Annotated in this window: 7 protein-coding genes; 1 reads left to right on the top strand and 6 read right to left on the bottom strand. The window is 33.5% G+C overall.

The features are described from left to right. Window positions 1-72: 72 nt before the first annotated feature. The 6 genes from EYY60_RS02745 to EYY60_RS02720 form a co-directional block, all read right to left on the bottom strand. The gene (locus tag EYY60_RS02745; RefSeq protein WP_132987871.1) at window positions 73-4,212 is read right to left on the bottom strand and encodes a hybrid sensor histidine kinase/response regulator transcription factor; all 4,140 of its coding nucleotides are present in this window, start codon (window positions 4,210-4,212) and stop codon (window positions 73-75) included. Window positions 4,213-4,352: 140 nt separating this feature from the next. Continuing rightward, window positions 4,353-6,947, bottom strand: coding sequence for a xylan 1,4-beta-xylosidase (gene xyl3A / locus EYY60_RS02740; RefSeq protein WP_132987870.1), 2,595 nt, complete (start codon window positions 6,945-6,947; stop codon window positions 4,353-4,355). A 68-nt stretch (window positions 6,948-7,015) separates the two neighbouring features. Beyond that, on the bottom strand, window positions 7,016-9,484 hold the full coding sequence (locus EYY60_RS02735) for a glycoside hydrolase family 95 protein (protein WP_235832274.1): 2,469 nt from the start codon (window positions 9,482-9,484) through the stop codon (window positions 7,016-7,018). Window positions 9,485-9,518: 34 nt separating this feature from the next. Beyond that, entirely contained in the window at window positions 9,519-12,224 is a 2,706-nt protein-coding gene (locus EYY60_RS02730; RefSeq protein WP_132987869.1) for an alpha/beta hydrolase-fold protein, read from the bottom strand. Window positions 12,225-12,304: 80 nt separating this feature from the next. Next, window positions 12,305-13,936, bottom strand: a complete 1,632-nt coding sequence (locus EYY60_RS02725; protein ID WP_235832273.1) for a glycoside hydrolase family 43 protein — start codon at window positions 13,934-13,936, stop codon at window positions 12,305-12,307. A gap of 633 nt (window positions 13,937-14,569) precedes the next feature. Further along, on the bottom strand, window positions 14,570-15,604 hold the full coding sequence (locus EYY60_RS02720) for a glycoside hydrolase family 43 protein (protein ID WP_132987867.1): 1,035 nt from the start codon (window positions 15,602-15,604) through the stop codon (window positions 14,570-14,572). 961 nt (window positions 15,605-16,565) lie between these two features. Between EYY60_RS02720 and EYY60_RS02715 the strand changes: the two genes are divergently transcribed. Beyond that, a complete protein-coding gene (locus EYY60_RS02715; protein WP_132987866.1) occupies window positions 16,566-17,642 on the top strand; it encodes a M23 family metallopeptidase in 1,077 nt (358 codons plus the stop codon). The last annotated feature ends 242 nt before the right edge of the window (window positions 17,643-17,884 follow it).

The following is a 17,884-nucleotide window of genomic DNA, read 5'->3' as shown; positions in this document are numbered from 1 at the left end:
TTATTTGATTCATTTAAAAGCAAAAAAAAAAGACGAAATACTTCGTCTTTTTTAGAGGGGAAATTGATATAATTAACTATTGCTTACTTTTTGTGTTGGCAGACATCCAAATTTTTCTTTATAACATTTAGTAAAATAAGATGGCGAACTAAAACCTACTTTATAACTGATTTCCGTTATATTATCATTTCCTAATTCTATTAGTTCTTTAGCTTTTTCTAAACGAACATTCCGAATAAATTCATTGACTGATACGCCCGTTAATGTCTTGACTTTACGATACAACTGGCTTCTGCTCAAAAAAACATTCGAAGCCAAAACTTCTACGCTCAATTCGGTTTCACGAATATTTTCATTGATGTAATTCAGAACATTTTTTATGAATTCATTGTCTAAAGTTGTAGTTTTTTCTTTAGCTGTTGAAGTAATTCCGTTATAGAACTTATTGAACATAATTTGTCTGCTATTAATCAACTGTGTTAAACTAGACCTCAAAATATCCATATCAAAAGGTTTGCTTAAATACATGTCAGCACCAGAATCAATCCCTTCCAATCTGTCTTTAACTAAGGCTTTTGCAGACAACATCATTAACGGAATATGGCTTGTTTTTAAATTGGCTTTTATATTTTTGCATAATTCCAAACCATTCATGACAGGCATAATCACGTCGGTTAAAATCAAATCAGGCAGTTTTTGCAAAGCTAAGTCTAAACCAACTTGCCCATTTTCGGCAACTATGACTTTGTATTCTTTTTTGAGTTCACTTTTTAGATAATTTCGAAGTTCGACATTGTCTTCAACAATCAAAACCGTATAAATTCGGTCTTGATGCTCCTCATCATCAGTCAATTGGATGTCCTCTTTTTCGACAATTGGCTTAAAGCTTATTTTATTATCCTTTTTATATTCTTCAAGCAATATTTCGTTTTCATTAAAAAATTCTTTTCCAACAGGAAACAGCAATTTAAAAATAGTGCCTACTCCCAATTCGCTTTCAACCTCAATTATCCCTTTATGTAATTCGACAAATCCGCGAACAACTTCCAAGCCAATTCCTGTACTTCCATAATACGCTTTGTTCAAATTGTTTACCTGATAAAAACGATCAAAAATCTTTTTAATATCTTTTTTATCTAATCCCGAACCAGTATCTTCAACAACTATTGTAAAATAAGGCGCAGTATCTGATGAATCAATTAAAGGAAAATGAATTTGTTCGCTATTAATTATGATTTTCACCTTAATTTTTCCATTATCCGGCGTAACTTTAAAAGCATTTGAAACGACATTAAAAATAATTTTTTCAAACATTTTCGGGTCGATCCAGTCTTTTAGTGAAGTTTTATTGGATTCAAATTGCAACTCAATTCCGCGGCTTAATGCTTCTTCATTAAAATAACTGACAACTTCTTTTGTAAAACCAACCACTTCAATCAATTGTAATTGAAGATTCATTTTATTGAACTGAAGTTTATTAAAATCCATCAACTCATTAATCAGTCTCGAAAGTCTGTCAGAACTTTTTTGAATCGTTTGCAATTTATTCAGAACACCTTCTGGAAGTTGCTGGCTGCTATTTTTTATGATATCTCCTAAAGGATTTAAAATCAATGTTAATGGAGTCCTGAACTCATGTGAAATATTGGTAAAGAATTGTAATTTTTTATTGTTTAATTTTTCAATCTGAATCGCTTTCTGTTTTTCAAACTCGATCATTTGTTTTTGTTTAAATCGATTTTGATAATACTGATTGGCAAAATGAATCGCTGCCCCAAGTAAAAGCGTATAAAATAAATAAGCAAAAGATGTTTTCCACCATGGCGGCAATATCTCAATTTTTAACTCCAACGGCACCTTGCTCCAAGCTCCGTTTTTTTCTGAAGCTTTAACTTTAAATGTATAATTTCCAGGAGCTAAATTGGTGTAAGTTGCCGAACGTTTGTTTCCGACATAATTCCAAGAATCATCAAAACCTTCTAAATAATAGGCAAATTCATTTCTAGCTGGAAAAGAATAATTCACCGCAATAAAATCAATTGTAAATACAGACTGATCGTGTTTAAGAATTATTTTTTTTGTTTCGGAAAGTACTTTTATAAGTGGCGAATTTTTTTCAAGTGGTCCGACTGATTTATTGAAAAGCTTCAGATCAGTAAAATAAATAGGTAATTGCTTTTTACTTTTAACCAAATTAGAAGGATTAAAATAGTTTAAACCCTCGTAACTCCCAAAATAAAGCATTCCATCTTCATCTCTTAAAACTGCATTATTATTGAAATCATTACCTAGCAAACCGTCAAAGGTAGAATAGTTTACGGTAGTATTGTTTTTTAAATCCAATCTCGTAATTCCTTTTTTTCCACTTAACCAAATGCTTTCGTCATTAGATTCTGTAATCGCCGAAATTGATTTTTCATGCAGTCCTTTAAAATTGATATACCATTTTAGGACATTCGTTTTTTTATTGTAACTGAATAATCCTGCGCCATCAGTACCAATCCAGATTTCTTTATTTTTAGCCTCATATAAAGCATTAATTGTATGAGTACTTTTATGATTTTTAAGTTTCTCCGACATTTTATCTCTAAAAGAAGTCACAGAAAAAGTGATAAAATCATTCGTAACCACTTTATAAAGACCTGTTGTTGAACCAACCCAAACAGCATCATCTGAATCAACCATTACATTTCTGATGTCAATATTTGTTATTGCATTTGTCAAAAATGGCTTCGCATTACAATGGTGAAATTGTCCGTCTGACGGAGTATAATAATGTAGTCCTTTAGCAAAAGTTCCAATCCAAATTATACCTCTGGAATCTTCTGTAATACTCATAATATTATCTGAGGCTAGATTAGGTGTATTTTTAGTATTATAATTAATAAAACTCCTGCTTCCTTTCTTTAAAAGAAAAATCCCTTCGTTCCAACTCGATAGCCAGACATTTTGTTTTTTGTCAATAAATACCTTTGTGATATTATCATTGGTTAATCCAGAATATAATTTGCCATCTGATTTAGTAATATGTTTAAAGTCTTTGGTTATGGGATTGTAAACATCCACTCCTCCACCTTCCATAGAAATCCATAATTGTCCCTGATGATCTTTAGCTATTCCGGTCACACAACTGGTTTGTAAGGATTGTGGATTTCCAGGCAAACTTTCTATGATATTGACTTTACTGTTTATTTTATCAAAAACGCCTAAACCTTTATTATAATAGCCCAGCCAAATTCTATTCTCTCTGTCTAATAATAAAGACCAAACCGAATTTGAACTCAAACTACGTGTATTGAACTTGCTGTTTACATATTTTTTTTGAACAACACCCTGATCATCAACTATGATTAATCCATCATTTTCGGTTGCACAAAGAATTGTTTTAGAATCTCTTGCCAAAATTGACATGATTCTTTTTTTAGTAATAGGATAGTAAAAGGCTTGTTTAACTTTAGAATGTAAATCGACTTTTATCAAGCCTTTAAATCCGTCGCCAATCCATAAGTTTTGATTACTATCTAAACACATAGACACAATGCTTGCCGAGTGTATCCGATTGTCATTGCCAATGTTAATCTTTTTTGTCTCATTCTTTATAGGATCGAATATTTTCAATCCTAAATTTGTTCCCAAGTAAATGGTTCCTTTTTTATCTTTTGCAAGACTATTGATAAGATAATTAGCGTTATTGGCTACATCAGAATTGACTTTAGTAATTTTCCGCGTTGTAGTATTTAATTTTAGTAAACCGTTGTTAACTGTTCCTAACAGTAGATTTCCGTTATTGTCTTCAAGAATGCTTTTAATAGAAATTACAGTTTCTTTTTTAATTTTCTTCTGAATATCAATGCTTTCAAAATTGTCTAAGTTTCGATTATACAGACATAATCCTTCGTCAGTCCCTATCCACAACCGGTTGCGAGTATCAACGTAAGTAACATAAATTAAATTGCTATTAATAGAATTACTCCGTTTGGAATTTTGTTCATAAGCAACATAATTAACTCCGTCGTATTTATACAAGCCAGCACCATTTGTACCCATCCACATAAATCCAGACTGATCCTGTGAAATGGTATAGATACCACTTTTCGAAGCTTCTTTATCTACTAATCTAAATTGATAGTTTTCAAATTTATCCTGAGAAAACAATTTGTTTACTATAAAAAATAGAATAACTATCGCTTTAACACAAATTTTTGGAGCCATACATTATTGAGGAAATTTAAATTAAATATATACTTTTTAATTGAAAATGCAATTTTTACGCATGTTAATTAAGTATATTATTAGAATTTTGCCTACTTCAAAAAACAATATTTCTCAAGCAGGCGTTGAATTTTGATAGATTATTGAACAAAAACTTTAATCATTTTTAAATCTTGAGTTTTTGAACTATTACCATAATACACCTCATACTCACCTGGAGTTACCTTCATATTTCTAGTGTTTTGATCATAAAATTCAAATGAAGATGATGGCAAATCAATTGTTACATTTTGACTTTCTCCCGCTTTTAAATTGATTCGTTTAAAAGCTTTCAGGGTTTTTAATGGGCCATCTATATCATTTAATTTTCGAACATACACTTGAACAATCTCAGTTCCATCACGTTTACTGCTGTTTTTAATGGAAAAACTCAATTGTGTGCTTTCATTTGATTTTATTTTTGGATTGCTCAGCTTCGCCGTACCGATATTGAATTTAGAATAACTCAAACCAAAACCAAAAGGAAATAAAACATCCGTTGTATATCTGTACGTGCGTCCTTTCATAGAATAATCCTCAAAATCTCCCAATATATCTGAATTTTTATAAAATGAAACCGGAAGTTTCCCCGCAGGATTATAATCTCCAAAAAGAACATCGGCAACAGCCTGGCCACCTGATTCCCCAGGATACCATGCCTGTAAAATGGCATCACAGCTTGATGTTTCTGGCGCAAAAGCAATTGCAGAACCCGAGCAGTTTACAAAAACTACTTTTTTACCCGCTTTTTTAAGTTCTTGCAGACATTTTCTCTGAACAGCCGGAAGTTCTATATTCGTTCTGTCTCCTCCTTTAAAACCCGGATACGAAACCGGCATTTCTTCACCCTCCAGCAAAGTCGAAAGTCCGCCGACAAAAATCACAGTATCAATACCATTTAATTTCTGGATTAAAGCTCCGAAATTTATATCGAATTCTTTTCCAAAATCAAATTCAAGGTTGGCCTGCCAATTGTTTGACTGGGCGTAATTAATTTCGATTTTATATTTTTTACCTGCTTCAACGGCAAATGGAATTTTTCCCGGTACTGTTCTCCAATTGGTGTATTTTGCTTTAGAAATTCCGTCAACTATTAATCCGAAAGTTCCGGTGGCACCAGTTTTAAAAACCAATGTATCATTTGCTTTAGCTGAAAATTCTGCCTCATATTTTGCTGAAAATCCTTCTAATTTCACTCCGGAAGCAAATTCATGCTGACCAGCAGTTGTCATTTTTATCGGATTTAAAATCTGTTGTGATACTACTGGACTGCCTTCTCTATTCGAGTTATTCCAATAAGTTGCTTTCATCCCTTTTTTCCCTTCAAAAGAAAGTTGGTCAAAGTAGGTTTGATTTACTTTATCTTCTACTAAATCACAGGCTTTATCATAAAATATTTTATTTACAGGAAGTTTTGATTCTACTCCACTTTTGATCGTTATTGTTTTAACAGGAGTTCCATTATAATTCCCCCATAACATTGGCTCATTTTCGGCATTTGGACCAATAACGGCTACTTTATTGATGGATTTATTTAAAGGAAGAATATTGTTCTTGTTTTGCAAAAGCGTCATTGACTTTTGAGCCATTTCAAGTGCTAATTGCTGATGTTCTTTGCTGTTAAGAACAGTTGCCGGAATTTGAGCCCATGCAACAATTGTATCATCATCCATTTCGCCCAAATCAAAACGGCCAACTAAAACACGAAGAAGGCTTTTATTGATATCCGACTCTTTTATTAAATCTTTCTCAACTGCTTCCGGAAGATTTTTAAAGGGATATTTTTCCCAAACACATTCTACATCAGTTCCTGCCAGTACGGCTTTAGACGCGGCATGTGTTTCATCAGACGAAACTTTATGAGTGGTATAAAAATCAGTCACCGCACCGCAATCTGAAACCACCATATATTTATAGCCCCATTCATCACGAAGAATGCCTTGCAGCAATCTTCTATTACTGCAGCAAGGTTCATCATCTAAACGCTGATAAGCACACATTACTTGGCGAACATCGGCATCTTGAACCAATGATTTAAAGGCTGGCAGATAAGTCTCATATAATTCCCTCGGATTTACATTATTAAGATTCAATTCATGTCTGCTCCATTCAGGACCTGAATGAACCGCAAAATGTTTCGCACAAGCCAAAAGTTTTCGGTATTTAGCATCTTCAGGGCCTTGTAATCCTTTAACAACAGAAATTCCCATTCGCGAAGTAAGATACGGGTCTTCGCCATAAGTTTCCTGACCACGGCCCCAGCGCGGATCTCTAAAAATATTTACATTAGGCGTCCAAACCGAAAGGCTTAAAAAACGCTTATTCTCGTTGCCGTTTTTAATCCACTGATTGTATTTAGCACGGGCTTCATCTGAAACCGCATCAAAAACATGATATAACAACTGATCATCAAATGATGCTGCCATGCCAATAGGTTCAGGAAAAACCGTCACATTATCATTATTCGCATAACCGTGCAAAGCTTCGCTCCACCAATTGAATTTTTTGATTCCTAATCGTGGTATAGCATCACTCTGATCGCACATTAAAGCCGCTTTTTCTTCAAGCGTCAATCGTGAAATTAGATCTTTTGCTCTTTCTTCAGAACTAAGAGAAGGATTTTTAAAAGGATATTGCTGCGCATTGGCACAAAAAAACGATAGTAAACTTATTATAAATAGAAACTTGTTTTTCATGTTTTCTTTGAATTTAAATTTTAAAAAAAACTTTTACTCTAAGTCACTCATATTGAAATGACTGTAATTTATTCCTTAATCGAAAAATGGTATATTTTTCCTTTTTCAGTAGCAACATCATATAAAAATGTTGGTTGAATATTTAAAGGTCTTATCGTTGATTCTTTAGCGATGATGGGCTTTTTGATCGCATCTGTTTCGTAAAAAACATTTGAATTACCTCCGGAAGCAGTTTTAAAATCCATTTTATTTTTAGGAATGATTTGATTTGGAGTTCTTAATCTAAGATTTCCTCCAAGATTGGACTGAATACTGACAGCAACTAATTTTCCATTTTTCCATTTCAACTCTTTAATTTCAAATCCTCCTCGCGCTTTCAAACCAGTTATTTCTCCATATTCTTTCAAAGTATCGGGCAAAGCGGGAAGTAAATGGATCGAACCGTCTGAACTCTGCATCAACATTTCAGCAATACCTGATGTACAACCAAAATTTCCATCAATCTGAAATGGCGGATGCGCATCAAAAAGATTATTATAAGTACCCCCGCCTCCAGCGTTTACGCCAAGTGGAGTCAATTGATTTTGGATTAAATTAAAAGCGTGGTTTCCATCCTGCATTTTTGCCCACCAATTTACTTTCCAGCCCATACTCCAACCTGTAGATATATCTCCTCTTTGCAATAATGTATTCTTTGCGGCTGCAAAAAGCTCCGGAGTTTTGTAAGCCGAAATCTGATTAGAAGGATATAAGCCATATAAATGCGAAATGTGGCGATGATTATCTTTAGGATCATCAACATCATCCATCCATTCCTGAAGCTGATTGTATTTGCCAATTTGCATTGGCGGAAGCATATTGCGCAACGTTTTTAAACTATCAATGTATTGTTTGTCTTTTCCTAATGTTTCAGATGCTTTTATTGCTGTACTAAAAACATCAAAAACGATTTGATTGTCCATCGTTGACCCGGCAGTTACTGCAGAACCTTGATGCGCCGTTGGAGCGTTTTCAGGTGAATTTCCGGGAACTACGACCAGCCAGCCACTTTCAGGATCTTTTACCAAGAAATCAGCATAAAAATCTGCTGCTCCCTTAAGGGTTTCATATACCGATTGAAGATAATCTTTATCGCCCGTGTAGAGATAATGCTCCCATAAATGTTGGCTCAACCAGCCTCCGCCGGCATTCCAGACTCCCCAAGTTGCGCCGTCGACAGCGCCGTTAATTCTCCATATATCAGTATTATGATGCGCCATCCAGCCACGGGCTCCATACATTACTTTGGCAGTCTCTTTTCCGGTTTGTGCTACTTCTTGGATCATTTTTAAAAGAGGCTCGTGCATTTCTGATAAATTGGTTTTCTCAACTGGCCAGTAATTCATTTCTGTATTTATATTGATCGTATATTTACTGTCCCATGCAGGATTCATGCTGTGATTCCAAATACCTTGCAAATTGGCAGGCTGACCTCCAGGCTGTGAAGATGAAATCAATAAATATCTGCCATACTGAAAATAAAGCGTTACAAAAGATGGATCCGAAACATTTCTGAAATTCGCTAATCTTTCATTTGTTGGCAGTTTGGATGCTTCAGTTGTTCCAAAATCAAGTTTGACTCTCTTAAAATATTTTTGATAATAAGCAATATGAGCTTTTTTCATATTGTTATACTCTTTATCAAATGCCTTGTCCAAAAAAGATTTTGCAAGTTCCTTTTCATTGCCGCTGATATCATCGTAATTAATAAAGTTACTAGCAATAGATACATAAATCAAAACAGAATCTGCTCCTTCAATTTTTATAGAATTTCCAATACTTTTTATTCCTCCGCCATTGACTTTGAACTTTGCCAATGCATTAAAATTGACTTTTCCATCTATGCCTTCATGATCACTTGTAGTTCCCGAAAGTGAAAGTTCATTGTTGTTTTCAACTTTAATTTCCTGTTTTTTATGTTCAGAAGTAAAAGCAGCTGTAAACGACAATTTTCCCGGTTTATCAGCAGAAAGTTTTATCACTAAAACCCGATCAGGGAAAGACATAAATGCTTCACGTGTATAGGTAACGTTCTGAACTTTATAAACTGTTTTTGTAATCGCATTCTCTATATCAAGTTCTCGGTAATAATCGGTAAAGTTTTGATGATTCAAAAAATCCAATTCTAAATTTCCAACAGGCTGAAACATTTGCCCGTGGGATTTTTTAGTGATTATATTTTCATTGATGAGTTTTTCTGCTTTTTTATATTCTTTCTGAAAAATAAGTCTTCTAATTTCGCTTAGTGCATTTTTTGCATCAGGATTATCATTCCTGTTTGGACTTCCGCTCCATACACTTGCTTCATTTAGTTGAAAAATTTCTTTTTCGACATTTCCATATACCATAGCGCCTTGAAAGCCATTTCCAATTGGCAGCGCATTTTCCCATACTGTTCCTGAAGAATTTTTATACCAAAGTTTTAAATCATCTTTCTGCTGTGCAGCTAATGAAATTCCCAATAGAATCAATATGGTACTTAGACTTTTTTTCATCATTATTTTGTTTTTGGAAATTCTTGCTATCTAAAAATTAATTAAACAATAACGGCGCAAACAGAAACAAATCATGTCTCCAAACTGGCCATGTGTGTCCTCCTGAATATTCACTGTATTTGTATTTAATTCCCATTTGGTCAAATTTGCTCAACATTATTTTGCAGTTTTCATAAGCAATGTCTTCCTTGCCTCCCATTGAAATCCAAAAATTCTTGATATTAGAATTAATAACAGTGGCATTATTTTTCATAAATTCATATTGAGGTCCTGATAATGCATCATTATTGGCCCACCAACCCGAGCTGAATACACCTATACTTGAAAACATATCTGAATTTTTAACCCCAGCATACAATGTCTGCAGTCCTCCCATTGATAATCCGGCCAATGCTCTATTTTTAGCGTCTGTTGCTACTTTAAAATTACTTTCTACAAAAGGAATTGCGCCCTCTTTTAATTCATTTTCAAATGCTTTCAATGCATTTTCATTGAAACCTGCAGTTCCCATATTTCCATCAAGCATGGCGATAATCATTGGCTTTGCTTTCTTTTCGGCTATTAAATTGTCTAAAATCAAATTCGCCTTGCCTTGAGTTGCCCATCCGGTTTGGTCTTCGCCTCCTCCATGCAACAGATATAAAACAGGATATTTTTCGGCTGAATTTTCATAACCTGGTGGTGTATAAACATACATTTCACGCCAAGAATTAGTTGTTTTTGAAAAATATTTTTTGATTGTGACATCACCATGGGGAACCATTTTTAATTCGTAAAAATCCCCTTCTTCATTTGGAATTTCAATACCGCTGGCCATGCGTCCCATGCCATAAAATGTTTCACTAGCAGGATCAGCTACAGCTACGCCATCAATTAGCAAGGAATAATAATTAAAACCTTTATTAATTACTCCTGTTGTTGTAGTCCATAGTCCGTCTGAATCTCTGGACATATCATACTTTTTGCCTAAATCAATCTGTACTTTTGACGCTTCTGGCGCTTTAATTTTAAAAACGACACGGTTATCCGGCAATATTTGAGGATACTTCGCATTACGGATGTTGGTCGCAGCCTGATCACCTAAAATCGTATATGCTGAAAAACTGGATTGATCGACAGGTTTAAATAAAAACTGTGAAAACATATACAATCCATTTTTCCAAACTTTGAAATCATGCACGCCTGGCTCTAAATAATAAATGTGAGGCACATCATTTTTATACAAATAATCGTGCGTGCGTTTACTGTTGCTAATTAACCAATCATTATCACCGCACGAAATCCAAAGTAATTTTAATTTCTTTTTTGCTTCTTCAGGATTTGGGAGTAATTCTTCTGGCATTTTGGTATTTGGCGCAGCTGAAAATGCACCAACCCAAGCAAATTTATCCAAGTTCCCTAAGCCAAAATTCAAAGATTGCCCGCCACCCATAGACAAACCGGCAATTGCACGGTGTTCTCTGTCTTTATAAACAGGGTATTTTTTTTCAATAAATGGAATCAAATCATTGAGTAAATCTTTTTCGAAGGTTGAAAAAGCTTGCACTTTATCTGGCGCCATGATATTTCCTGTTGCACTATCATCTTTCATCGCTCTTCCGTTTGGCATTACGACGATCATAGGTTCTAATTTTCCTTCAGCATAAAGATTATCTAATATAATCTGTGGATTTCCTCCTTTTAGCCATTCATTTTCATCGCCACCTATTCCGTGCAGGAGATATAGGACAGGGTACTTTTTCTTTTTACTAAATCCAGGAGGCGTATATACATTTGCTTTTCTTACGGTTCCAACCGTTTTAGACTCATAATTAATCAATTCTACTTTACCGGCCGTAGCATTTGAATTTACCTGATCAAAACCAATTGGTGCGCTAACCCTGAAAAAATCTTTTCCATTGTACAATTTATAGCCTAATAACGACAACATTTTCTCGCCGTAACGGTTACCTAAATCTCTGTAACCTGCAGCATTAAAATGTAGAAAATCTGGTTCGGCTTTGCATCCGCTTGAAGAAATGACATACGAATTTGGTATTGTTTTAGGAAGTGTGGCTATAATTTTATTCATACTTCCGCATTTACCATTTTGATCTTCATTTACAGTTTCACCTGAAAGCAATGGAACTTTATTAGGATCCAGATTTAAATCTTTCATCAGGTTGTCGTAAACAATTTTTACTTTCTTCGGCCAAAGTGTATCACCCGTATTTGATTCTCCTTGATGCAGTAAAATTCCTTTAATTACACCTTTTTTTTGAGCAATTTTCGCCATTTCAACCAATCTTTGATATGGATTGTCATTGTATTGTTTTAGAATACCTTTCATCCAATCTGGTGCCGTAGCAACATATTCTGATGTTTTATTTACATCAAAAAGTTCAATTTTACAGCCTCCAACGGCTACATTTATCACCCCAACTTTTATATTTTTTGGCAGATTGGCAATTAAAGTTCTTCCAAAATAATCTACTGGAGTCAACCCAGTATTACATCGGCATAATGGAGGAACTGCCGCATACCAATTTCCTTTTAAACGTCCATTTTCAGGACAATCTACTGTTGATAAAACTTGAAAACGATCATCAACTGCGGTGATATCCTGCGGTTCAATTTTAGCATAACCCTCCATATTTGATTGGCCAAAACTCAAATAAACATGAAAATTTGGATCTTGAGAATATCCTTTTTGTCCTATAAAAAAAAGAACAGCAAATGCAAAAAATCTAATTATTGATTTCATTATATGGTGCTATTTTAATGTCAAAAATTATTGTTTAATTGTTGAATTAGAAAATTCAACTGTTTTTAAAATTTTTCTTTTTATTCTGCGTAAGCGTCATTTGTACTAGTAGCGTATAATCCTACCAATGCTCCAGTAAAACCTCCAGCGACATTTGTAGAAAGAATATCGCCAGAAACACTTCCTCCTAAATTTTCAAAATCAATACCGTTTAAAGCATAGCTAAATTGATAGCTGTCTCCTGTTGCTTTTACCTGAAGACGAATGTCTTTTTTGATTTCAATTTTAGTACTTGCAACAATTTTTGATTGCCCTTTATCGGTTCTTTGCAATACAACATAGGTATCTTTTCCTTTTTTGGTAATACCAAACACGTAGTTAAAACGCTCGCTCTGAAGGCAAACAATTCCAGCCAAATCTTTCTCTGATCGTGGTTTGTAATCTATTGTTGATGCAAAAGAAAAAGTATTATGCTGCTGTCTATAAAAAAGTGTTGAAGTTGGTTTGACTTCTTTAATATTTACTGCAAAAGGCTTGATCTCAAGTCCTTTTTTGGTTACCGAAATAAAATTTTCTCGAGGCCCTCTAAGCCCGATCCATCTGTAATCTAGTTTTTCAGATGTGAAGTTTTCTGTAAACGTGAAATTTCCATTAGGAAAAAATCCGTCTTTTCCAGTTTTGTTTTCAATAACACCATTAGGCATTTTCATTTTTGGTTTGAGAGGAACTAGTCCGTTTTCAAAAACTGGAAAAACGCCAGACCAATCTACAGGCAACATAAAAGTTTCTCGTCCCGTATTCACTCTATTTTTATCATTAGGACGAATACCAAGAAATACTCCATAATATTTATTATCAGGACCTAATACTAAATCAGCATGTCCTGCCCAGTCCACTTTTTCAGGTCTATCTTGTGGAAAATACCTTTGTGTCAGAATCGGGTTGTTTGATGCTGGTTCAAAAGGACCTTTCGGACTGTCACTAACAAAAACAACTTCGCTATGATTATCACCAGTTCCGCCTTCGGCACACATTAAATAATAACGACCGTCTTTTTTATATAAATGTGGTGCTTCAATCCAAATTGGTTTTTTAGAAAGATCGACACCTCCGTCTACAATAATTTTATCTGAGCCTGGAATTACTTTATCATTTGCAAGGTCATACTCCCAAACTTTAATTACACGATGACCTTCATACAATTCTTTTCCTTTGTCTGGTGCATCATTATGTACAATATATCCTTTTCCGTTATCATCAAAAAAAATACAAGGATCAATACCGTTAAAATCCAATTTAATAGGGCTTCCCCAACCTTTCATTGGATCTTTTGTTTTTACTATAATATTCCTCATTCCTCCCGTAAAAGCAGTTACAATCATATAAAAAGTATCATTATGAGGATTATAAGTTATACCTGGTGCGTATACTCCTTGGCTAATTCCAGTATCGTGAGGATTAAATTCTGAAACCTTATTTAAAACGCCTCCTAAATCTGTCCAATTCACTAAATCTTTAGAATGAAAAATTGGCACTCCTGGAAACATGGCAAAAGAAGAGCAAACCATATAATAGTCATCTCCTTTTCTGGTAATAGCGGGATCAGGATAACATCCCTGCAAAATTGGAGTATAAAACTCGTCTGATTTTAAAGAATTATTTTTATAAATATCATCATTGCCTGTATAAACAACATTTGAAAAGATTGGCATTTTACCAATTTGCGCTTTTACTAGGGAATCTTTAATTTTTATTTCATTAAAAGAAAAAAGAAATAATAAGGATAGCAGTAGAAATATTTTTTGGTGTTTCATTTTAATTAGTTCTTGTATTTTAACATCTCTTTGAAATGTGTGGTTATAAAATAATTGAATGCAAATAATTAATAAGTGTACTTATTACAAATATAAAGAAACATTTGAAAAAACAACCGGTTGCTTGATAATATCTTTAACAAATAAGCAAAAAACCGTATAGTAAAAAACAGTCTCTATAATAAAATTGATAAAATATTTGTTTTTTATCAATTTTATTCGATCTGAATTCCACAAAAATTGAAATTCTATTAATTATTTTTTAAAAAATAGAGTAAAAAAATGAATGACTTTTTTTCTAATTTTCTTTAATAGAGAAAGAAAAATTGTCTAAAAAAACATAAGATGTAGTACTATGTAATTTTCCTACTCTTCATTAAACAAATTAAAATCACAATCGGCCTCAACAAATAGCGTCCCTAGACTATCAAATAATTAAGTTTACTTTTCTTGATTACTTTACTCGTTATATTATTAAAATCTTATGCAGTATAATTTGGTTAAACTGCATAAGATTCTAACAAGCCACATTTACTCCGTTGGTCTTCTTAAACCATATGGATCTATGGTAAGGATTTTTCCGTCATCTGTATAGTCGATTTTAGTTACCTTAATACTTCGCAAATGCGTCACTCCTTTTGACAAACTCGAATCATGATAAAACAAATACCATTCGTCATTTACTTTACAAATCGAATGATGTGATGTCCATCCAATCACCGGATTAAGAATACGGCCTTGATAAGTAAAGGGCCCATAAGGATTGTCGCCTATTGCATAACAGATATAATGTGTATCTCCAGTCGAATATGAAAAATAATATTGACCATTGTATTTATGAACCCAAGAAGCTTCGAAGAAACGTCGTTCATTATCCTCAGCTTTCAACGGTTCTCCATTCTCATCGAGAATTTTAATTTCCCTTGGTATTTCTGCAAATTCTAGCATATCATCTGACAGCATTGCCACGATGGGCCCTAAAGCAGGCTCAGTATCAGATGGTTCTTGGTTATTGATATCATACTTATTATCTCTATATTTTTGAAGTTGTCCACCCCAGATGCCTCCAAAATAAATATAATGCTTAGCGTTATCATCCTCAAAAACAGCAGGGTCAATACTGTAACTTCCACTTATCGCCTCTTTTTGAGCTTCAAAAGGCCCTGTAGGCGAATTACTCACTGCAACGCCAATTTGAAAAATTCCATCTGCACGCTTTGCTGGGAAATACAAATAATACTTACCATTTTTACACGCCGCATCTGGAGCCCACATTTGTTTTTCTGCCCATGCTACGTCATCGACATGTAGTGCAACACCATGATCTACCGTTTCTGACTCTATAGAATCCATCGAAAACACATGATAATCTTTCATACCAAAATGATCACCATTATCATTAAAGGAAATCCCAGCTTCGATATCATGGGAAGGATAAATATATATTTTATTTTCAAATACATGCGCCGAGGGATCAGCTGTGTATATATGTGAAACTAGAGGCTTAGAAATTGCAGATTTGTTAATTTCTTCGAAATTTATTTTATCAATATTATCTTCAGGCATACCTTGTTTGTTATTTAATTTATAATTAATTCTTTCTTTTCAGTGGCAACAAATGGCATAGCAAAACCCTATACTAAATCAAAGAATTAGTAAGCTTTGCTTTTAAACTTAGTTTAAACAATCTAAAGAGACCGTCAAACTATTAGAAAATAATGGAATATAAATAACAAACACAACCGGTTGTTCAAAGATATGAAAAAATAATAAATAGCTGTTGATATTAAGAAATTAAAATTTTACGCAAAATCAGCACATTCGTTCGAAAATTAAACTAGAAGACTCTCCTTAAAAAATAAAAACTATTTTCAATCAAGTAATTTTCATAATTTTGTTTCAACCACTGAATTAATGTGTTCTTAAAAAGATATTATTACAGGTTAACAAAATTCCGCATTCACCTTGAAAAAAATAAGGTTTAGTTGTTTTTTTTTGTTTAATCATATTCAGATTTGTACCTCTATTGTACCTCGGCATCTGTTAGATCCAGTAAATACTGGCTGTTAATTTCTGCATCGGGAAATAGAGGCACAAAACAACACAAAACATCATTCAAAAAAAAATACATTAAATCACTACATATCAACAATGTAGTGTTTTTTTTTTATACCCAAAACTTTCGTTTTATTTGCGCAACTTTGTTCTTATTTGTACTCCCATTGTACCTCGAAAATAGTTTTAACACTAAGGTACAAGTGTCAGGCCAAATTATGGCACACTTTGGCACTGGAGTTCATACCATAAAATGGACACAGAAACACATCGAATAAAAAAGAATTTTACAATAAAAAAAGTTACAAATTTCTGTTCTAAGTTTTGTGGCAAAATCATGTACAATGTGTTTGGATATATCGGAAATTTGATACAGTTATTAAACTTTCTTATCTAATATAAATGTACGATCTCATGTAACCTTTAAAAAAAACAATCGTCTTAAATTAGACAACCACCAACACTATCAAAGATGAGAACAGTTTACTACATTGCATTTCTATTATTTTTTATCGGGATTCCGGTATATGCTCAAAATAAAATTTTGATTGATTCAAAACCATCTTCAATTTTTATTGAGCAAAGTGACAATAAACAAATTCTGAATTTTGATTTTCTACTTTCAAATCAATCGACAGATACACTGATCTTAGAACGTATTAAAGTTTCGGTTTTTGATAATCAAAATCACTTGGTTCACACAAAATTTCTTGATAATAATGGAACTGCACCCAGCATTTTATTGCTGCCTACTCGCAACTGGAATGGTAAGCAAAGCCATTTGGTATTTAATCCTTTTTCAGAATTTGACAATTCATTTAATTTGGCAAAATTAGAATTCGAATGGATTTTCAGTAATCCGAAAGAAAATGAAACTGTTGTAAAAACTATTATTATACCTAAAAAATATCAACAAAAAATAAATTATAAATTACCATTAAAAGGTCGTGTCCTTGTATATGATGCACATGATTACAATTCACATCATAGAAGATTCGACTATAATTTCGAGCCTATCAAATTGCTGGATTTAAAATCAAATTTCATGCGTTATGCCTACGATTTTGTAGTACTTGATTCTAACAACAATCAATTTAAAAACAACGGAGAAAACAATTCTGATTATTTTGGATTTGGAGATTTAGTCTACGCGGTAGCTGATGGAAAAATAATCTATGCGATAGGCGAACACAAAGACGATAAAAATTTCAACATCTCTAAGCTCAAAGAAAATCCTTTGGAACTATATGGAAATTGCATCGCAATTGAGCATAAAGATGGCTCAGTAAGTATCTATGGCCATTTAAAAGAAAACAGTTTAAAGTGCAAAAAGGGAGATTTGGTAAAAGCTGGACAGGAAATTGCACAAATTGGCGTTTCCGGCAGCTCCTTTTTTCCACATCTTCATTTCGAGGTGAGAACTGATATAACTAATGTCGCTGAGGGCCTTCCATCCTATTTTTCGAATATTAATCTGGTAGTTGGAAAAACATTTCAAAAAATAATATCTGGCTTGGCTGAATCTGGAAACATTATTGAAACCAAGTAATATCAGACGCTTGAGCGACAGCAATGTCTGGAAAAATTATTAATTATTAAAGACTGTATTTATTAAGGGACAACGGAACAGAACAAACCATTGATTTCGCCTTAGAGAATTGGTGTACTTCTGATTTTAAAGCTTTCTTTGGCGCAAGCATCGTAATTATCACTCCCAGAAATTAACATTCTCGTACTAAATAACTAATAACAGATTTAAAGTACAACTAAGATACAAATCAAAGAAGTACA

It is taken from the genome of Flavobacterium zhairuonense (genome assembly GCF_004352915.1).
Taxonomy (GTDB): domain Bacteria; phylum Bacteroidota; class Bacteroidia; order Flavobacteriales; family Flavobacteriaceae; genus Flavobacterium; species Flavobacterium zhairuonense.
This window is presented reverse-complemented; position numbering and strand designations above follow the sequence as displayed.